Origin of the sequence: Rheinheimera maricola (assembly GCF_016918075.2) — a bacterium.
In the GTDB taxonomy this organism is placed as follows: Bacteria; Pseudomonadota; Gammaproteobacteria; order Enterobacterales; family Alteromonadaceae; genus Alishewanella; species Alishewanella maricola_A.
Genome location: NZ_JAERPS020000001.1, coordinates 19,854 through 40,283, shown reverse-complemented (window position 1 = coordinate 40,283; position 20,430 = coordinate 19,854). Strand labels below are relative to the sequence as shown.

The 20,430-nt window shown below is 47.7% G+C and carries 10 protein-coding genes, 1 pseudogene and 1 CRISPR repeat array; of the genes and pseudogenes, 2 read left to right on the top strand and 9 right to left on the bottom strand.

Features of this window, described 5'->3' with window-relative positions; genetic code table 11:
* Positions 1-92 precede the first annotated feature (92 nt).
* Together I4W93_RS00175 and I4W93_RS00170 are read left to right on the top strand one after the other, a co-directional pair.
* Entirely contained in the window at positions 93-2,003 is a 1,911-nt protein-coding gene (locus tag I4W93_RS00175) for a propionyl-CoA synthetase (RefSeq protein WP_205312543.1), read from the top strand.
* Positions 2,004-2,105: 102 nt separating this feature from the next.
* Positions 2,106-3,176: a DUF5924 family protein gene (locus I4W93_RS00170; RefSeq protein ID WP_224673180.1), complete on the top strand. Its 1,071-nt coding sequence runs from the start codon at positions 2,106-2,108 to the stop codon at positions 3,174-3,176.
* Here the strand turns inward: I4W93_RS00170 and I4W93_RS00165 are convergent.
* The 9 genes and pseudogenes from I4W93_RS00165 to cas1f form a co-directional block, all read right to left on the bottom strand.
* The gene (locus I4W93_RS00165; RefSeq protein WP_205312544.1) at positions 3,118-3,390 is read right to left on the bottom strand and encodes a hypothetical protein; all 273 of its coding nucleotides are present in this window, start codon (positions 3,388-3,390) and stop codon (positions 3,118-3,120) included. The genes I4W93_RS00170 and I4W93_RS00165 overlap by 59 nt on opposite strands.
* A gap of 435 nt (positions 3,391-3,825) precedes the next feature.
* Complete coding sequence (locus I4W93_RS00160) at positions 3,826-4,215, bottom strand: hypothetical protein (RefSeq protein WP_205312545.1); 390 nt, start codon at positions 4,213-4,215, stop codon at positions 3,826-3,828.
* A gap of 2 nt (positions 4,216-4,217) precedes the next feature.
* Positions 4,218-4,604 (bottom strand): annotated as a pseudogene (locus I4W93_RS00155) (DNA/RNA non-specific endonuclease); the annotation flags it as partial.
* Positions 4,605-4,624: 20 nt separating this feature from the next.
* Positions 4,625-11,973: direct repeats of the CRISPR family, unit length 28 nt; unit sequence TTTCTAAGCTGCCTGTTCGGCAGTGAAG.
* Between the two features lie 128 nt (positions 11,974-12,101).
* Entirely contained in the window at positions 12,102-12,671 is a 570-nt protein-coding gene (gene cas6f / locus I4W93_RS00150) for a type I-F CRISPR-associated endoribonuclease Cas6/Csy4 (protein ID WP_205312546.1), read from the bottom strand.
* Between the two features lie 11 nt (positions 12,672-12,682).
* Positions 12,683-13,687, bottom strand: coding sequence for a type I-F CRISPR-associated protein Csy3 (gene csy3, locus I4W93_RS00145; RefSeq protein ID WP_205312547.1), 1,005 nt, complete (start codon positions 13,685-13,687; stop codon positions 12,683-12,685).
* A gap of 14 nt (positions 13,688-13,701) precedes the next feature.
* Positions 13,702-14,700 (bottom strand): type I-F CRISPR-associated protein Csy2, encoded by a 999-nt coding sequence (gene csy2, locus I4W93_RS00140; RefSeq protein ID WP_205312548.1) that lies wholly within the window; start codon positions 14,698-14,700, stop codon positions 13,702-13,704.
* Positions 14,697-16,109, bottom strand: coding sequence for a type I-F CRISPR-associated protein Csy1 (csy1, locus tag I4W93_RS00135; RefSeq protein ID WP_205312549.1), 1,413 nt, complete (start codon positions 16,107-16,109; stop codon positions 14,697-14,699). Before csy1 ends, csy2 begins: the two co-directional genes overlap by 4 nt.
* A complete protein-coding gene (gene cas3f / locus I4W93_RS00130) occupies positions 16,110-19,445 on the bottom strand; it encodes a type I-F CRISPR-associated helicase Cas3f (RefSeq protein ID WP_205312550.1) in 3,336 nt (1,111 codons plus the stop codon).
* Complete coding sequence (gene cas1f, locus I4W93_RS00125) at positions 19,442-20,419, bottom strand: type I-F CRISPR-associated endonuclease Cas1f (RefSeq protein WP_205312551.1); 978 nt, start codon at positions 20,417-20,419, stop codon at positions 19,442-19,444. The genes cas3f and cas1f overlap by 4 nt, the downstream gene beginning before the upstream one ends.
* Positions 20,420-20,430: the final 11 nt, after the last annotated feature.

Sequence of the window (20,430 nt, the reverse complement as noted above, 5' to 3'; positions counted from 1 at the left end):
GCGTCTTAGCCTTAAGTCTAAGTTCGCTTTGAACGATTTTTAGCTACAGTACTGGCATTGTCGTTAACCGTTATCGACGCGAGGATGCAACTATGGCAAACACGTCAAACAGTCATTATCAGCAACACTTCGACCAGGCCATTACCGCACCTGACACCTTCTGGCAGCAGCAGGCGGCAAAACTAAATTGGTATAAAGCACCACATACGATACTGCAGCAACAAGATGCCGACCACTATCAATGGTTTGCCGATGGCGTACTAAATACCGCCTACCTGGCGCTGGATAGCCACATAGAGCAAGGCCGCGGCGAACAAACCGCGCTAATTTATGACTCACCGGTTACCGGTACCCAGCAGCGTTTTAGTTACCGTGAGCTGCGCGAAGCTGTGGCACAATTTGCCGGCGTATTAAAGGCACTGGGGGTTAGCAAAGGCGATCGGGTGGTTATTTACATGCCCATGATCCCGCAAGCGGCCATTGCCATGCTGGCCACCGCCCGTCTGGGTGCCGTGCACTCGGTGGTATTTGGTGGCTTTTCTGCCCACGAATTAGCGTTACGTATCGACGACGCCAGCCCTAAGGTGGTCGTTAGCGCCTCTTGTGGTATTGAAATAAGTAAACTTATTGCTTACAAGCCGCTGCTGGATGATGCCATTACCAAGGCACAACACAAGCCTCAATACTGCGTAATTTATCAGCGACCACAGCTGTTAGCCCAGATGCATAGCGGCCGCGATCTGGACTGGCAACACGAAATGGCCACTGCCGAGCCCGCCAGCTGTGTGCCGGTTAAAGCCACCGATCCCCTGTATGTACTGTATACCTCCGGCACTACCGGTAAACCTAAAGGCGTAGTGCGTGACAATGGCGGCCATGCCGTGGCACTTAATTACAGCATGCAAGCGGTGTATAACGCCAAACCGGGCGATGTGTTTTGGGCAGCGTCAGATGTTGGCTGGGTGGTAGGCCACTCTTACATTGTATACGGCCCATTAATTGCCGGTTGCACCACTGTATTGTATGAAGGCAAGCCGGTATTTACGCCCGACGCCGGTGCGTTCTGGCGGGTGTGTGCTCAGTACCAGGTGAACATTTTGTTTGCCGCCCCTACGGCGTTTCGCGCCATTCGCAAGGAAGACCCTGAAGCCACGCTGCAGCAGTATGATTTATCGGCACTGCGCAGCATTTTTGTCGCCGGTGAGCGGCTTGACCCCGCCACCTATCAGTGGGTAACAGATAAACTGGCTAAGCCGGTAATCGACCACTGGTGGCAAACCGAAACCGGTTGGCCCATCGCCGCTAACCCGGTAGGGCTGGCATTAATGCCGGCAAAACCGGGCTCATCGTCTATGCCAGTGCCGGGTTTTAATGTACAGATCCTCGACGACAGCGGCAAATTGCTTAATGCCAATGAACATGGCTATATCGCGCTTAAGTTGCCGTTACCGCCGGGCTGCTTAACCACGATTTGGGGCAATGACCAGCGCTTTGTCGACGGCTACCTGCGCACCTTCCCGGGCTATTACGCCAGTGGTGATGGCGGTTATATTGACGAAGACGGCTATTTATTTGTTATGGGCCGCACAGATGACGTGATCAACGTGGCCGGCCACCGCTTATCTACCGGTGAAATGGAGCAAATTGTCGCCAGCCATCCCGCTGTTGCCGAATGCTGCGTTATTGGTATTCATGAGCCCATCAAAGGCCAGCAGCCACTGGCATTACTGTTAATTAAAAATGGTATTGAAGTAGATGAAACCCTGTTAGAGGCCGAGTTGGTGGCAATGGTACGGCAGGAGATAGGCGCGCTGGCCTGCTTTAAAAAAGCCATAGTGGTTCCCAGGCTGCCCAAAACCCGCAGCGGTAAAATCCTGCGCAAGTTACTGCGGCAAATTGCTGATGGCTGCCAATACACGGTGCCTTCGACTATTGATGACCCCGCCAGCCTGCCCGAAATTGCAAGCTTAATGGCCAATAGAGGGCTGCTACAGGCTAAATAAGTGGCGCCAACGGAATCTTTGCTGGCAATGCCTGTCAGATACGGCTTATGCTAACCGGCATTAGCCGTAACAGCCCGCCATGGGCCTCTTGGAGCCGTTGTTGTGATATCACCAACAAGCCTGATACCACAGGTTGCAGAACAAATGCGGCGCTACCCCGGCTTGCTGGCAGCACTGGCGTTTGTATCAGGCGTCGCCAGCTATATTTTAGTCGAGCGAAAGACCGCGCTGGCGCAGCTTATTGCCATCTTGTTGTTAGTCAGTTGGCTTTGGTTATGGCTGGATAACTGGCTGCAAGAGCGCCTGCAACAGCGTTTTGGCGTGAGCATCTCACCCACACTGGTACGCTTTACTTTGCAGTTTGTACATCAGGAAAGCCTGTTTTTCGCTTTGCCGTTTTTTCTTGCCGTTACCAGCTGGACGCATGGCCAGGCCGTTTTTACGCTACTGATCATCGGCTGCGCGCTAGTCTCTGTTATCGACCCGTTGTACTACAAAAAACTGGCACCACAGCGCACCTTGTTTGTCGTATTCCATGCCTTTACTTTGTTTATTGTACTTTTAATTATTTTGCCGGTGCTGCTCCAACTTAGCACCACTCAAAGCCTGCAAGTCGCCTTAGCGGCAGCAGTACTACTTAGCTTGCCCGCTTTGGGGCCGTTACTACCAAATGGCCGTTGGTGGCGCGCGCCAGTATTATTATTGCTGCTTAGCGTGCTCAGCGCTGGCGTCTGGCTGCTACGCAGCTATATTCCGCCGGCGGCCCTGCGCCTAACCAGCATTACGCTGTCACATCAAGTGGATGCCGAGCAGCGCAAGCCAGGCCAGAATATTACCCAGTTAGATGAACACAGTTTACATAAACAAGGCTTGTTCAGCTTTACCGCCGTTAAAGCCCCACGCGGCCTGCATGAAGCTATTTATCATATTTGGTTGCAAAACGGGATAGAAGTCGATCGCATTAAATTAGCGATTAACGGCGGTCGTGAACAGGGCTACAGAGCCTGGAGCCACAAACAAAACTTCCCGGCAAATGCGTTGGGAAAATGGCAGGTTAAAGTGGTTACCGAGTCTGGCCAGTTAATTGGCCTTACCCGCTTTACGGTAACGCCGGCTAACGCTGAACTGGCATCGAAGGTTCAACCACAGCCTGAAGCACAGACGGATCTTTAACCGGTTGCTTGCAATGCTGCTTTAGCAAACGCTCAAGCTCTTTTTGTCGCGCTTGTAACTGCTGGCCATGGTCTGCGTTGTAAGGCTGGCGTAACTGCTTACGCACTTCCAGGCGCTGTGCATTAAGTTTTTGGCACTCAGACTGGCTATATTGTGGCAAAGCCAACAACGTAAAACTGGCTAACAGCAAAAGGCAAAACAATATTAGTCGCATAATCACACTCAGTAATACAGTGGCAAAACATTGCACCACACTATCATCTTTTACCCCGGCTGTGTTGATTGGTAGAGTACTTAAAGCACATATCAAAAGGCAAAAGCACGCCGGGAAAAGCAACTGGGCAGAGCTACTTCATCCAGCTCAAAAAGCCAAAATTTGTGCGCAAAACCCCGAGCTAATGGGTGTGAGGCAATTCAACAAAGCTAAAAGTGCGTAAATATCACCGTCGGGTTTATTGGCATTTTTCGTTATCGACAAGGGTGTTGTGCTACCGGTGCTGGCAACTAAGCCACTGTCGTCTTTGTTCGGTTGAACGACGCGGCAGGGGTTAACTGCAGTGCTTTCTGGCTAAAGTCTATGTGTAGCATATCCAGTAATGCACCATAAGCCGCTAACGCGGCCTGTTGTTTGGCGTAATACTGGTTGCTATTATTTAAACACCGGGCGTAACTGCTCACGCATTGCGCGGTAGTTAGCCGGGCCCATATTCCAACGTTTAGGGTTATCAAACTCAAAGTCGATATGAATTTTACCGGCCGAGTTCATTTGAATAAGCAGTTGCACAAATTTATGGCCGCAAGCTTCAAATATGGCATTTTGGAACTCACGGATCTTCCGATTCAAAGCCATTGGGTCTTCCTCAGTTCCAGCAGCAGGGATAATCTCGTCATCAACGTAGATAAAACCTGAATTGGCCATATGACCTTCAGTAATATCAAATACAAATGCGAGCGCATTCCATTCTGGCTCTTCGACAACATCCTCACTGCGAATTACCAGCGCACCAAGCTCTTGAATGTATTTCGGATCAATTTTCATAGTTAGTCTCTGTAGCCCTGCATATCTTTGCGATTCACACGGTTAAATGTTTCGCCTTTGACATTGTTAAATTCATGTCGTCGCCTGAAAACTCTTTTTCCTGTTTTAGGATCGTGAACGTTGTAATTTGCAATAATATTATCTGGTCTAGCTGAACCTGGTGGGTCTAAACGGACGGTTGGTTTTACTTCATAACCTTCCTTAGTCCAGTCTTCCCATTCATTTTCCATGGATTTATAAGCGCCACGGTTTAAGTTTGCATCCTGCGGGAACAGGTTTTTTAAGCCTTGGTCACTCATAAAGCGGTGGCCGATAATATGCCCACCATCGTCGGTATCTAACCGGGCATCGCCCCCTACTGTTCGCTGATGCTTCTTTTCCTGCGACGAACGAGCGAGGAGCGGCGCATTTTCTAAGCTGCCTGTTCGGCAGTGAAGTAATACGGCAAAGCGCTAGCGTTTAGCGCTGTTTTCTAAGCTGCCTGTTCGGCAGTGAACTCGACCAAGGGCGCGGCGTCATGTCGCTTAATTTTCTAAGCTGCCTGTGCGGCAGTGAACTAGTGACGAAGAAGTGCAGCAGATCACAAAGTTTTCTAAGCTGCCTGTGCGGCAGTGAACTTGCTGTGGAATGTACTGAGCCTGCTGTTGCTTTTCTAAGCTGCCTGTGCGGCAGTGAACGCTGAGCTGTGCAAGTCAACATCGCAGGGTGATTTCTAAGCTGCCTGTGCGGCAGTGAACGCTGTTCAGATTTAGTACCTAAGCAGTATCAATTTCTAAGCTGCCTGTGCGGCAGTGAACAGCAACAGCAATCTGCTCTGCAAGCTATCTACTTTCTAAGCTGCCTGTGCGGCAGTGAACGTAACGCTGATGGCATTCTGCAGATGGATAATTTTCTAAGCTGCCTGTGCGGCAGTGAACTTGGGTTTACGGATGACTCAAAAGCGTATACTTTTCTAAGCTGCCTGTGCGGCAGTGAACCATTCAAAGAAGGCGGGAGGATTTTCATGTCTTTTCTAAGCTGCCTGTGCGGCAGTGAACGTCTATTATCAATTTTTTCTGCTGGCAGTTCATTTCTAAGCTGCCTGTGCGGCAGTGAACGTGTTGGTTGCAGCAGAACGATTACCAGTGTTTTTCTAAGCTGCCTGTGCGGCAGTGAACAGTCCGATTAGCGCGTTTTGCAGTTGCTCAGTTTTCTAAGCTGCCTGTGCGGCAGTGAACGCTGAAATCCCACACATTCCTGGCGAGCCTATTTTCTAAGCTGCCTGTGCGGCAGTGAACAATAATTTTTGACTTAACGCTTAACCGCTTCCTTTCTAAGCTGCCTGTGCGGCAGTGAACGCAACTGCGAACCTGATCCGGAATGCGTTGAGTTTCTAAGCTGCCTGTGCGGCAGTGAACATACCCGGTTTCATTTGGGGCTTCATCAGAATTTTCTAAGCTGCCTGTGCGGCAGTGAACTGATAAAAATAATGGTTTTTGTACATTTTATATTTCTAAGCTGCCTGTTCGGCAGTGAAGTCGATTTGTATATGCGGCAGAGTACGGATAATTTTCTAAGCTGCCTGTTCGGCAGTGAAGAAGGCCAAACGCTAACTGCATGGTCTCTTGCTTTTCTAAGCTGCCTGTTCGGCAGTGAAGAGACCCGCACGTTTGAGGCTGATCTTCAGCACTTTCTAAGCTGCCTGTTCGGCAGTGAAGTTATTAACCCTGTAAAGGGTATCAAGCTCGACTTTCTAAGCTGCCTGTTCGGCAGTGAAGCTATTGCGCAGACTAGAAAACGATTGGGTTGATTTCTAAGCTGCCTGTTCGGCAGTGAAGATATATCCGGCAACCCTACTAAGTTCCTGCAATTTCTAAGCTGCCTGTTCGGCAGTGAAGGTTCGGTACGTCGCTTTCTTCGTTATCGTCACTTTCTAAGCTGCCTGTTCGGCAGTGAAGAGCTGCATGTCGTGGGTTATGAGTACGCGTCATTTCTAAGCTGCCTGTTCGGCAGTGAAGGCTTGATATAACGCCGCTAGCCAATCCAGCGATTTCTAAGCTGCCTGTTCGGCAGTGAAGGCCTTTGAACTCTGCTACTTCCTTGTTTTTTGTTTCTAAGCTGCCTGTTCGGCAGTGAAGATCAAGCTCCCCCATTTTCTCTTTTAACGTCATTTCTAAGCTGCCTGTTCGGCAGTGAAGAACCAGCGACCCACAACCGGCAATCGGCCAGTTTTCTAAGCTGCCTGTTCGGCAGTGAAGTTTTAAACGTTAGTTTCGGTCAAATGGAATCATTTCTAAGCTGCCTGTTCGGCAGTGAAGGTGCAAAAGGCTGTAGATTGGATTTTTTCTAATTTCTAAGCTGCCTGTTCGGCAGTGAAGGTTCGCGTAAATTTGGATGTATTTTTAAGTAATTTCTAAGCTGCCTGTTCGGCAGTGAAGCAAACGCCACTGCCTTACCCGCCTGTCTGCGCTTTCTAAGCTGCCTGTTCGGCAGTGAAGGTGTGAGTGCTGCCGGTGTGCTGGTGTTCCAATTTCTAAGCTGCCTGTTCGGCAGTGAAGAAAGTCAGGGCTTAATGTAATGCCTGCTGTCATTTCTAAGCTGCCTGTTCGGCAGTGAAGACAAGTAAGCCGCGTGCTCCTGCTCGGACAGTTTTCTAAGCTGCCTGTTCGGCAGTGAAGGTTGGAGACTTGCCACCGTTCGTTTCGTCCCATTTCTAAGCTGCCTGTTCGGCAGTGAAGTACTCTCTGAAGGCTTAATTCGTGCTTAAGCATTTCTAAGCTGCCTGTTCGGCAGTGAAGACGTAACTTTTCAATTTCAAGAGACATGTCGCTTTCTAAGCTGCCTGTTCGGCAGTGAAGCCACTAAGGCGCAAGTTATGGGTTATATTGATTTTCTAAGCTGCCTGTTCGGCAGTGAAGCTTTCTGCAATCCTTGCTTGCGCTGCTCTTTCTTTCTAAGCTGCCTGTTCGGCAGTGAAGGTCTGCGCCAGCTGCGCCGGTTATGGCTGCTATTTCTAAGCTGCCTGTTCGGCAGTGAAGAAGACATTCGTGTTCAAGTCGGCAATTTCATTTTTCTAAGCTGCCTGTTCGGCAGTGAAGTATTTCTTTTAAAAGGCCAGTCAGCGCCATCTTTTCTAAGCTGCCTGTTCGGCAGTGAAGGCCGTGCAATAGTACGTGCAGCGGCTGCTATTTTTCTAAGCTGCCTGTTCGGCAGTGAAGTTCGTGATGGCGAGCTCGACGGTTTTTAGCTTTTTCTAAGCTGCCTGTTCGGCAGTGAAGACCATCAATAGCCTGCGCCTTAACTTCGGCTATTTCTAAGCTGCCTGTTCGGCAGTGAAGGGCTTGGCGGCGTGCATAAAAATAGCCGTTGTTTTCTAAGCTGCCTGTTCGGCAGTGAAGGTGTTGGTTGCAGCAGAATAGTCACCAGTGTTTTTCTAAGCTGCCTGTTCGGCAGTGAAGTTATGGCTGAAGAACTACGCCAAGCGGCTAATTTTCTAAGCTGCCTGTTCGGCAGTGAAGTCGTTAATGGCTTTCGTGATGGCGCGCTCGACTTTCTAAGCTGCCTGTTCGGCAGTGAAGACATTGCGCGGATTGAATACGACCCTGTAACATTTCTAAGCTGCCTGTTCGGCAGTGAAGTTTAGGCTGACGTGGGAAGAAAGACCGTAACTTTTCTAAGCTGCCTGTTCGGCAGTGAAGTTCTGCCACCTTCTCTTTGCCAAGTCCTTGCTTTTCTAAGCTGCCTGTTCGGCAGTGAAGGTTTTTCTTGCTCGCCCCGCTGGGTCTGGATATTTCTAAGCTGCCTGTTCGGCAGTGAAGATATTACAACGCATCGAGCTTGACGGCTTAGATTTCTAAGCTGCCTGTTCGGCAGTGAAGCATATTCAGTAAGTGCCAAGACTTTATTGCGATTTCTAAGCTGCCTGTTCGGCAGTGAAGATGTTGTTGATTTTGGAGGTGTTCTACCTTTCTTTCTAAGCTGCCTGTTCGGCAGTGAAGGCATCCGGTGCGCTTATCGTTGTTGATTCAACTTTCTAAGCTGCCTGTTCGGCAGTGAAGCTACCTTTGAAAGTCGGCGTAATGCCGTTAGCTTTCTAAGCTGCCTGTTCGGCAGTGAAGCTGTAGACATGGCCGGTGTAGCAACGTTTGTTTTTCTAAGCTGCCTGTTCGGCAGTGAAGGAGCCTCGTTTGGTTTGTTGCGGTGAAGTAGTTTTCTAAGCTGCCTGTTCGGCAGTGAAGGGTGTACGCATTGTAGCGCTCTGCCGGCTCACTTTCTAAGCTGCCTGTTCGGCAGTGAAGTGGCTTAAGAATCGGTTGCCAGATGAGTTTAGTTTCTAAGCTGCCTGTTCGGCAGTGAAGAAAGTCTGCTAGGCTCTGACCTGTTTTCCTTTTTTCTAAGCTGCCTGTTCGGCAGTGAAGACATTAAGTATGATTTCGCTTGCGCATCAATATTTCTAAGCTGCCTGTTCGGCAGTGAAGGCTGCTAGTAAACCGCTGGTAATAGCTGGCATTTTCTAAGCTGCCTGTTCGGCAGTGAAGTGATTCTTACCTCGCTTCAATAGTTGGCTTTTTTTCTAAGCTGCCTGTTCGGCAGTGAAGGGTGTTTAGTGGCGGATTGGTGCGCGCATAATTTTCTAAGCTGCCTGTTCGGCAGTGAAGCTTTAGGGCTTGATCATATCACTGATGCGCTTTTTCTAAGCTGCCTGTTCGGCAGTGAAGCTATTTTTAACAAGAGACCCTTTAGAGTTTATTTTCTAAGCTGCCTGTTCGGCAGTGAAGGAGGGCGCTGACGCTGGTACAGCATTGCGGCATTTCTAAGCTGCCTGTTCGGCAGTGAAGGCCAGCTCAGAGTCATACGCGCAGCATCAGCTTTTCTAAGCTGCCTGTTCGGCAGTGAAGGTCTGGTCGCTTCATATCTTCACTTCTCCGATTTTCTAAGCTGCCTGTTCGGCAGTGAAGTAATCCAAGCTCTTGTAGAGTTCATGCGCTCATTTCTAAGCTGCCTGTTCGGCAGTGAAGCACACTTATTCACTAACCTTTTTCTTTTTACCTTTCTAAGCTGCCTGTTCGGCAGTGAAGAATGGCGACCTTGCTATGCTGTACAGGGATGATTTCTAAGCTGCCTGTTCGGCAGTGAAGTGGCTTAAGAATCGCCTACCTGATGAGTTTAGTTTCTAAGCTGCCTGTTCGGCAGTGAAGTCGAACGGCGTTTTGACGGTCCTTTATTGCAGTTTCTAAGCTGCCTGTTCGGCAGTGAAGCGATGTTCCCGTCATGCTGCGAGTAGTTTATATTTCTAAGCTGCCTGTTCGGCAGTGAAGGCGGACCATCCGTTCACAGAGCGCAACAAGTATTTCTAAGCTGCCTGTTCGGCAGTGAAGCAGCTATGTAGAGTCAGCAACTGAATCCGCTTTTTCTAAGCTGCCTGTTCGGCAGTGAAGTATTTTAAAAGTCGTGCAGCTGATTTAGGGTGTTTCTAAGCTGCCTGTTCGGCAGTGAAGCTTGCGCAGGTACGCCACAGCCACCCACACCATTTCTAAGCTGCCTGTTCGGCAGTGAAGTTGCTGCAATCGCCGCTATCAAAATTTTACCTTTTCTAAGCTGCCTGTTCGGCAGTGAAGTTGTGCCAGGCTTCTTTGGCTTCCTCGCTTTTTTTCTAAGCTGCCTGTTCGGCAGTGAAGTGTGTTGTTGCTGTTTTGCTGTTTTCCCGCAGTTTCTAAGCTGCCTGTTCGGCAGTGAAGCACAGAGGTTTGCATGTGGCTGTTCATCAAACTTTCTAAGCTGCCTGTTCGGCAGTGAAGAACCGCGATTACTTTCTTAACGCTAACAGTCATTTCTAAGCTGCCTGTTCGGCAGTGAAGATTAAATCAGCGTCAAGTGTTGCATAGTTTGGTTTCTAAGCTGCCTGTTCGGCAGTGAAGCGGGGCGCGTTCGGTTTCTTCGAAGTACAATGTTTCTAAGCTGCCTGTTCGGCAGTGAAGCATACCAGGCGCTAGCAGTTTCTTAACGGCGTTTTCTAAGCTGCCTGTTCGGCAGTGAAGATTTCCCATTTAGTTGCTTCTTGGATTGGTAATTTCTAAGCTGCCTGTTCGGCAGTGAAGAGCTAGCTCAAGCTAATGGTTATCGCAATGATTTTCTAAGCTGCCTGTTCGGCAGTGAAGGCCAGCGTCTAACCAGCGCTTAAGCTGTTGAGTTTCTAAGCTGCCTGTTCGGCAGTGAAGTGCTTTGCTAGCCCATCATTGAATTGCTTAATTTTCTAAGCTGCCTGTTCGGCAGTGAAGATGCGGTGTTAATAAACCAGAAGTTACTGATTTTTCTAAGCTGCCTGTTCGGCAGTGAAGCCTTGTAAGGCTTTTTACTGCTTGTTCTACTATTTCTAAGCTGCCTGTTCGGCAGTGAAGTTATTTACCGTATATAGACAATACCGCTATGCTTTCTAAGCTGCCTGTTCGGCAGTGAAGTAATCGGCGCCGGTTTTTCGGCTTGGCTAAATTTTCTAAGCTGCCTGTTCGGCAGTGAAGAGCACAGGCAAAATAGTTGCCTAGTTATACATTTTCTAAGCTGCCTGTTCGGCAGTGAAGTAGCCTTACCTAAATTTATAACTAATGTGTCATTTCTAAGCTGCCTGTTCGGCAGTGAAGATAGTTTCATTCCTGCGCGGGTTTTTACTGATTTTCTAAGCTGCCTGTTCGGCAGTGAAGCTGCCGGTTATTGATGGACAGATAGCTGCCAATTTCTAAGCTGCCTGTTCGGCAGTGAAGGACTTGGGGACCACTTAATGGCTTTCGGTGTATTTCTAAGCTGCCTGTTCGGCAGTGAAGACTCCGCTGTTGGTCGGGCAGACGCTTTCACCTTTCTAAGCTGCCTGTTCGGCAGTGAAGAGCAGTTGAGCGCAAAGACGGATATTTATATTTTTCTAAGCTGCCTGTTCGGCAGTGAAGTTCAGATAGATAACAGCACCTAGACGCTTGCATTTCTAAGCTGCCTGTTCGGCAGTGAAGTTATCAAGCCTAATGGCGCGATTGTACTATTCTTTCTAAGCTGCCTGTTCGGCAGTGAAGCTTTGCGCACCTTATCTAGCTTAACCATCTGATTTCTAAGCTGCCTGTTCGGCAGTGAAGCGCCAAAATTACATGGCTTCACTAATTAACCATTTCTAAGCTGCCTGTTCGGCAGTGAAGCGCTATATCATCAATTTGGTGGTTCAGAACAATTTCTAAGCTGCCTGTTCGGCAGTGAAGCGTTTCACCTTCGCTGGTGTAGGTTTTTATTATTTCTAAGCTGCCTGTTCGGCAGTGAAGTCTGCTGTTAGTTTGTTAACCAACTCTTGCGTTTTTCTAAGCTGCCTGTTCGGCAGTGAAGCATTCTATACTCTGCGCGGCTTCACGCAGGTCTTTCTAAGCTGCCTGTTCGGCAGTGAAGCTGAAACCCCACATAACTCTCACATCCTCGCCTTTCTAAGCTGCCTGTTCGGCAGTGAAGCCATTAATGTTTACGTCAGCGCTGGCCCATTTTTTCTAAGCTGCCTGTTCGGCAGTGAAGATAGATAATTTATTTTTTGCTTTGGGCCGACATTTCTAAGCTGCCTGTTCGGCAGTGAAGCGATAGTTAGATAGAGCCTGAAATAGCTTAATTTTCTAAGCTGCCTGTTCGGCAGTGAAGGGTTGCAGCCATCGACACAGAGGTTTGCATGTTTTCTAAGCTGCCTGTTCGGCAGTGAAGTCGAGGGCGTAACGCACAAGGGGTTTTATGCTTTTCTAAGCTGCCTGTTCGGCAGTGAAGTAAAGCATTTAAGCACTAAAATCCTAATTTTTAAAGAGCTGTTGGTGCTTCCGCAGATTTACCTTTTTTTTAAAAGATAAAAACAGCCCTTGAATTTTAAGGGCTGCAGCTAAGCTTAGAAAAAAGGGTTAAAACCAAGGCACCGTTACTTTCTCGGATAGCCGGCTTAATCCGTAGGAATTAAAGCTACCCTCAGTTGGTAAATCAATTACCGGTCCTTGCTCAACAAATACATTCATTTGTTGTTTATTGCCACGGCTGGTTAGTTGCAAAAATGGTAGCTTAAGCAGCTTCTGCGAGTCGTCACTAATCTTCGTCATAGCTTCATCTTGCGTCAGCCAGCCTTTGCTGATGGAGCGTTGACGCTTGTTATGTACACTTTTAACCTGCCGCCGGGCAAAATATCGCTGCTTGGCATTAGCAGGTACTGGCAGTATCGCACTGCATTGGCAGTAATCTCTGAGCCCCTTTAACCAACTTTGCGCCATTAACTTCCCCAGCATTGCAGCGTCGCCATGTATCCGCAGCTTTGTTCCGAGGTTTTTACCTGCCACCGCATAATTTGGAAAACTAACCCCTACTTTACCCTCCGTCACCTGCCCTAACACCGCATGCAGTTTTGAGCACAAGTTATTCATTAGAAAGTTGGCATCAGCTTCTAAGTCTGGCAATACCGTAATTTCGATATAGCTATCCATTGTCAGCCCCCTTAACCAGCTTCACCAAATACACCACCACGAATCAACATGGCCATAATGTAGTGCTGCTGTTCCAACGGCGGGGTTTTACCCTTTAGAACCCAGCCATCCAGTAATTTATAAAAATCCATGTTGTCTTTTGGCTGGCGATAAGCCTTTCCACGGTTAGTTACTGAGCCGTAGGGTTCTACTGCTATAGCACCAACTTCTGCTGTTTCCGGGTGCCAGGTGTCAATAGTGCGCAGTGCATTGCCAATTTTTTGCGAGTGCATAGCGGCCACACAATCTAATTGGTATAAGAACTTGCTTTTATCACCTTTACCGCCGCCCATTACCAACTCTTGCGATGGATAAACAGCCTGGCCCGCACCTAGCTTAACGAAGGTATTAACTGTAAGCAGCGCAAAGCTTTCTCCTGCGAGCCCCTGCTTAATGACTTGCGCTAATTTTGCTACATCACCGGTCGGTTCGGCAAAACTGCGCAAGTCAAACTGTTGGCTATCAAATGTCCAAAGCTCTTTGCCATGCGTTACCTGCACTTCTACTGCCTCCGCACCTACCCGGTTGCGCCATAAAAAACGGCCGTTGGCAATATTAGCGGCATATCGATTAGCTAACTCGGTAAATTGGGTTTGTTCTGCATAGCCATTAATAAGGCTGGCCAATGCCTGTTGGTATTCAGGATCATTACAGGTAGAAGGTGTCGCTAAATCGCCGATGATTCTTAAGGTAAAACTGACTTTAAGCGTGTCATGCTCAAACGGCAGTGCGGCATTATCAACAGTTTGTAGGTTAGCTTTTTGCACTTCGGCATCAACCTTTGCCGGGTCGCTGGCCAAAGCCGACTTTAACCGGTTTGAAATAGTACCGCGTACCGCTTTTTCTTTAACCGTTATAGGCAAAAAGCTTTTTGTATTTGCGCGCTCTTCCCAGTTGCCACTGGCCATAATAGCGTCTGAATTTGCCAGTTTGGCTTCAAAAGCCAGTACCGATGCTGTTTTTAAAGTAGTAGTCATAAGTATGTTCCTTTTTAGAAGTAAGTAAGTTCAGTTTCTGTAAGTTCAACTAAAGCTGCTTCCTGCTCCGGATGCAGCTTTAATGCATTTTGTGAGGTGTTTGTCGTACATAAATACCAGGGGCCCTGCTGACGATAACGCCAGATAACATCGCGTAAATCAGGGACACGGTGTGGGCTTAACCACTGGCCAACGCCATACGCAGATTCAACAAAACAAAACGGATATTGCGGATCACGGCTATTGGCAACAGCGCCAGCAGGATAAAGCGCAGAAATCGCTTTATAGCCGGTAGTGATCGGCACCAGGTAACCTTTGTCCGGTTTCGGTACCCGTACCCATTCAACAGCGTTCGGCTCTGTTGATAAGTCAACATTCTCCGGTGTGACAGCCTGATAAGTTAACGCAGCAAAATCCAGCCAGGCATCCAGCATAGTGGCATTGGGATTAGTCGCGATTAACCGCTGACAATGCTGCTTTAACAGCTCTGAGCGATCAGTTAATACAAAACCCGGTAGCACTTTGCGCAACAATTTACGGCTTAACACTTGCTCGTCATCATCGCTATACAGGCTAACGCCTTTGAGGCAAATCACCTGGCCACCAGCTAGCTTTTGTCGTTGCGCTAGCACAGTAAGTGTTTCAACTAACTGTTGTTGCTGAGCGCCACTAAATGCTTTGCTGGATTCCAGAATCAATGAAACGGTAAGGTGCATCCGACCTTCTTCAACGATAGGCGCTGTTTCTGCTTTGCCACTTTTTAAGATTAGAGGGTTGCGGGTAAGCGCAAAAACGTAGTCGCCCCAACCACCAGGTTGATAGGCCTGTACCTGATGCTGATGGCATACCACTGCACAGCCGGTTAGTTCAATACCAAACTGTTGCTGTAACTTACGCGACAATGCGTGGGTATAGCCAAGGAAATGGGTAATGGCCGGAAAGCCATAAGTAAAACCGGCAATACAATTGGCATTTTGGACTTTGATATGTTCCAGCAAAATATAATTGCTCATACTACAGCCTCCGCTTTTGCCTTACCTGCAGAAAACACCGTTGTGCCAAGCTCATAATCGCGTAGCCGGGGCGACAACAACTTCGCCCAATGTTGATATTGAACAGTACCAAAGACCAATCCATCATTCTTCAAGGCTTTGTTCAGCTTACTGTTTAACCAACCGGCAAAGGCCAGACAAATATCTTGCTGCCAGTTGTGGTTCGCCCTTTTTTGCTGGAACAGCAGATCCTCACACCAGGTGTCCAACCACAGTTGTTCCGCCTGCTTTAGTTCGCAATTTTGCAAACTCCAACCAGCGTGCTCGCTTAGCCCCTGCACCTCAGCCGCATAATTTAGCAAGCCATCAATAAGATCATTTACGTAAGCGGCGATATTACGGCGAATTTCTAAAGTACTATCTCGCCTTTTTACACTAAGCAAGTAGCGTTGTAGTTCTTGTAAATCACGCCATACCCGGCGGTTAAATTCACGGCCAGAAAATATAGATTGGTCATTTAACGGTGGTTTTAACGTCGATTGCCAGGATGGCGGTGCGCAGTTGAGTAAGTAGGTTTTGCCCGATCTCAAATGATTCAACAGCGAAATGTTTCGAGGATGAGCACCACCAAAAAAAGTAGTGGCCAGTTTAGGAAACTCTGTAACAGCTAGTTCCGAGTAAAGTGATTTGCTCTTTGCTAAACGCCCCTTTTTACTGCTTTCACTCCATTTCGAGTTATTTATCTTTTTAAACAGTTCGTGAGCAAGAGATGAAGAAGTCATTGGCGAAAGCAGGTGATATTCATCACCAGAAACGGGAAAATATAGCTGCTTCATCTTTTCAATAGCTTTCAAATCATGCTCGCCAAGCCAGCAAGCGAGCCCCTGCCCCCACTCATGGACTTTCTCAGTTGAGTTACTAAAGCAGTTAAGCCATTCAAAATCGTTAGCGATCAGCCGCTCAAAAACAGTCTTACCGCTAAAATTCACATGGAAAAAAAGGGCAATTCTTATCAACGCGCCATTACTGTAAGAAATTTCATATTCATTAAAGCCAGAGTTATCAGTCGATAGATAGTCACCGCCCTGCGCCGGTTCCACACAGATACCAGAGTATTCATTTTCTGGATGACTGAATTTGGTTGAGTGCGTGACCTTTGCCATCCTTTTCTTACAATTCAATCCGTCCTGAGCAACGTTATCAAACCAAGCTGGTATTTCAGTCAAAAGCGAGAGCTCCCTCTGCTTAACCAACTGCGTCTGAAGTGCGTTGATGACTTGCTGCAACTTCGTGGCTTTTAGATCATCCAGTTTGAGTTTAGAAAACTCCTTTTGCTTTTCATCAAGCTTCTTCCTAATCGGAAATAATTCAGAATCTTTTTCGACCACCTCGAAGTATTCGAGGATTGACGCAATAACTTCAGTGTTCATTTAATATCCTTCTTCGCTATACACACCTAACACCGGGTGGTAATGCCACTTTTCGGCATTCTGTTTTACTCTTAAGCGGATCTCACCAAATTGCTTGCTCACCTCTTCAAGCGTGAGCCCCATTTGTTCTGCGCGCTGCTGATACACCGACAGCGCATCTAGCGTAAACCAGGCATGGTTGCCTTGTGTTGGCTGCCAGCTTTCAGTGACAAAGTTTTCTGCTTCGATATATTCCAGCGGCCAGACAGCATCATTAATCCGCGTAAATACCGGCTCGTTATCTTCTTCTGATAACATCAGACAGTAAGGTTCATCAGGCGATGACTTACGAAATGGTTTGCGTCTTTGTAATTCAGCACTCCAGGTTGCGTCATGCAGCCACCACCTTGCGGCATAATCAGGTGGCCATACAACGTCTTTAGGTAACGGCATGTCGGGCTGAGGAAACAAATTCTGAAACAGCGAAAAGTGTTCAAACAACACAAGGCTGCTTAGTATCTTTGATGGTAATAATGACGGCTGAGTTATTCGCGGCAATGCATTGATAGCCAGAAAAGATTCTTCAGGCAAAATCACTTTAAGATCATGGCTATCGAGCCGTAAATCGTCTCGCTCAAAGCCAGGCTGGCAGTATGCAGGTTTCAGCGTCCCAAAACGATCTGTGGATGCTTTTAGTGCTCTGAAATTTTGCGACAAGATCAGTAGATTGTCGCTATTTGCTGGTTGCTGGCGGTGCCGTTGAATACGCCCGGCCAACTGGATCAGTGAGCGCATAGAACTGGGCTCGGCAATTGCCCAGTCATAATCGTGATCCCTGCCGACCTCAGCGACAGAGGTCGCCAGTACCACAAACAGATGATTGTCTTGTGGATATTGCGCGAGTGCGCGGCTGATTTCTGATTGCTGCCAAAGCGCTGACGTATTGTAGCGCGTCAGTGCTGCATCCAACTTTTGCTCGATAGCAGAGCGCACAGCTAATGGGTACTGGCTGTGGTAAACACAATAATGAATATGGCAATCGACAGGTACTGCCATTTGTAGCAACTGCTTAGCCACAGCTACCATAGGATTAATATTGGCCATACGTACCAGGCCGATTGATACTTTTTGACCTGTAGGTGCCACTTGATGATGCTGACGATGTAACTGACAAATACTCTGCTGGATCAGGCTAGCCAGTTGGCTGATAATCAGATCTGGATTTTTACTGCTGACGGTTACCCCAAGTAAACTGGCTTTACGCAGCACAGGCTGAGTTGCCAGCGCCTTAACCCGCTTTTCAACAAATAACGTGTGTTGCTGCATTAACTGCTTTTTATCTGCACACTCTGCTTTTACTGCGGTAAATTCATCAAACCAAGCGCAGATAACCGGCAACTGTGACCGACCATCAGCATTCACTGCATTGAAGTGCTCTCTGCCGGTGCGGTAGGCCTCAAACAAGGCGCACACCAGTACTGGTGGTAAAGTGGCAGATGAAAACAGCACTCTGGCGCCTAACATTCCGGCCCAGTTCACTAACCTGCACAGCGCGGGTAAATCGGCAGTGTCGAAATCATCGGGTTCATCCAGCACCAAATCAGCCGTTAGCAACCGCAGCATAGGCGCGATTTGCTTACCGCCACGCACACCTTCGGTTGCTGGCATCAAATGATCAATAGTGCTTACCAGTACCGGTGCACTCACCAGCTGATTTAGCTTCGGGCTACTGTTTAACCAGTTTTTTAAGCGGCCATCATACAAGCTGCCTTCATAACTTACGTAAAGGTGCTCTGCGATAGGATCGGCCAGAGACTCACTGCCGGTGGCGCTATTGCTGACGGCCAGCTCAGCTTGTAAAGTTTGCTTACTGATGTCATGCAATTGTTGCACTGCTGCTGAGCCAATTAATACCGCCAAGTCATCATCAGTCAGATGCAAACGCTGTTTTAGCGCATCACCTGTTTGTAAGGTTAGCGTTCTTAGTCCCAGTGCCACGCTAAAACGGCATCCCAGCTTTTCGTCAGCTAAACCATACATAATACGGGCATTGGCAAAGGTTTTACCTTTGCCGGTACTGGCCATATTGATACCAAAGAAGCCTTGAGCAACACTGTTTTCCCGCACTGAACACGCCAAATCATAGGCCTTATCCTGCCAGCGGAACTTATCCAGCTTGGCCCGTTGCTTAAAACCTTTGTGCCGGGTAATGGCTGGCAAAGTATTTTTTAACGTCGGTAAACTTCTGGCCAATAAATAGGCATTATGGCTAACACCTATATTATGCTCATCTAACTTTTGCTTAAGCACTTTGGTTTTGCGGTCAGAGTTAGCAAAGGCTTTGTAGCTTGCATCTTGCCATTTTGTTTTAGGTTCTTGTGCCGAATAATAATGGTCGGCCAACATTAGTACCATCCGTGCATTATGACTAGTAAAGCGCTGTTCAAACCAATCGCGCTCAAACAGCCTGCCGCACTTCAGCGATCTAGCTGCAAATTCACTGGCTTTTTGCCGCCAGGTTGCACTAAGCAAAGGCGTACCATATTCAAAAAACCAATTTTGTTCACGTCGCTGTTGCTCACAACTCTCAGCACTGTTTACGGAATTCCATAACACATCAAAATTGTTCAGCCAGCTGTTTATGTTTTCAAACACAGGTTTGGTATCAGATTTTTTATCCGGAAAAATAGGCAATCTATGGTGAGATACGATTAGCCAAGCGACTAACCTGGCAACTGGTGCTAAACCGGCAAACGGCTCCAGATGCCCCTGTTCCGGCGCATCTTTATGTAGCTTTGCTAAAACACTGTGTTCAAACTGAGCCGTAATATTGGCTAATTCAGTAAGCCATTGATTATCTGTTTTACCGGCAGTAAATGCCTGAAATAGCCGTAGCGATACCCATTCATGGCGATAAGGTTCATAACCCGGCGTTTTTACTTTGGGATTTATTTTTTGCTGAAACAGAAAATTGGCTTTACCAAAATCATGAAACAAACCGGCAATAGCAGCCAATAAAGCGATAACCTCGGCGTTGTGCCAGCTGTTTTCATCCTCACTACGCAGAATATTGCGCAATGTCATATTGGTTGGTGTGGCACCATCAACGTTGAATTTACGCTGATTACCCACTACCCATAACAACTCGGTATGATTTTTACTGCGGATCCAATGGCAGGCCACAGCAGTATTGCGCCGTGCCGACTTTTTCAACAGCTTGCGCAGTACATCAAGTCCTTGCAAAGTTATTGGTGTTTGCCAGGTTCTGTCGCCACGCCGTTCAGCGAACTGATCTATGATCCGTCGTGTTTCAAAAAGGGCATTTTTCGAGCACTGCGATACCAGCATAATGTTCATAGTTCGCCACCATGCTCTGCTGCGATAACTTTCAGGCTATCGATAATGAAATCCAGCGCTTCAGCTTGCTGAAAATTGGTAATACAGTTTTGACGGAATTCTTGGTCGTCATCGCCATTCATCGCACTGATAAAAGCTTGCGGTAACACCAAAGCATCTTTAACTAGATCGGCAGCGTCAAATACCAAACCACCCCGGCGGGTTTTACCATGTAGTACCGAAAAGCCATGTGGCAAGCCTAAAACCCAGGTAGCAGTTGCTCCCAAGCCATAGGCTAAATAGTTACCGTGATCTAAAAAGCGATTTGCAGGGTCAATACCACTTCCCCCTTTAGCACGGGTAAAGCTGTCGTCATGCGCTAAGGTATTGCAGGCTATTTTATACAGTAATTTGGTCAATCGAGCTTCTGCCAACATCAGTGGTTGGGTGCCATTTGCAGCATCTACATCTTGTTTAAAGCGTGACAATGCTGAATCTAATTGGCTTTCATTGACCACAAAGCCATTGTCGATAAACGACTTATTTTTAAGCCAGTGCTTCAACGTGAAATCAATTCTGAACTGCTGAATGGCTTTAGCTGCCTGAAACCTTTTGAAGTCGTCGGGCCAAAACTTCAGCCATAGTTGCAAATATTCGCAGGGCCGGTACTCACTTTGTGGATTAAACCAAGCCACTTCAACTTCAACATCATTTACGCTGAACAATGGCGTGCCACCACCACCGCAGAATCCAACTAAAACACCTGCCCGAGCCAATTCCCGCATTGCAGCCTGAGTTACAGAAGTACCGGTTCCCAGTAATAAACATGTCGTGTTAGCAATAGGAATATTCCAATACAGCGACTGCTTGCCTTCATCCGTTACGTATTCAACCCGGCCACCTTTAACCAGCACACGACAGTGCTGCAGGTAATACATATTCGCCCGCTTGGAATGCAGAATGCTTTTTAAATCTGAAGGTGAAAAATCATCCACGGGCGTATCTC

Excerpts from the sequence above, each read along its gene's own strand:
- csy2 (WP_205312548.1), bottom strand. The coding sequence starts at position 14,700 with ATGAGCAATTATATTTTGCTGGAACATATCAAAGTCCAAAATGCCAAT.
- csy3 (WP_205312547.1), bottom strand. The coding sequence starts at position 13,687 with ATGACTACTACTTTAAAAACAGCATCGGTACTGGCTTTTGAAGCCAAA.
- I4W93_RS00160 (WP_205312545.1), bottom strand. The coding sequence starts at position 4,215 with ATGAAAATTGATCCGAAATACATTCAAGAGCTTGGTGCGCTGGTAATT.
- I4W93_RS00165 (WP_205312544.1), bottom strand. The coding sequence starts at position 3,390 with ATGCGACTAATATTGTTTTGCCTTTTGCTGTTAGCCAGTTTTACGTTG.
- I4W93_RS00175 (WP_205312543.1), top strand. The coding sequence starts at position 93 with ATGGCAAACACGTCAAACAGTCATTATCAGCAACACTTCGACCAGGCC.
- csy1 (WP_205312549.1), bottom strand. The coding sequence starts at position 16,109 with ATGAACACTGAAGTTATTGCGTCAATCCTCGAATACTTCGAGGTGGTC.
- cas6f (WP_205312546.1), bottom strand. The coding sequence starts at position 12,671 with ATGGATAGCTATATCGAAATTACGGTATTGCCAGACTTAGAAGCTGAT.
- cas3f (WP_205312550.1), bottom strand. The coding sequence starts at position 19,445 with ATGAACATTATGCTGGTATCGCAGTGCTCGAAAAATGCCCTTTTTGAA.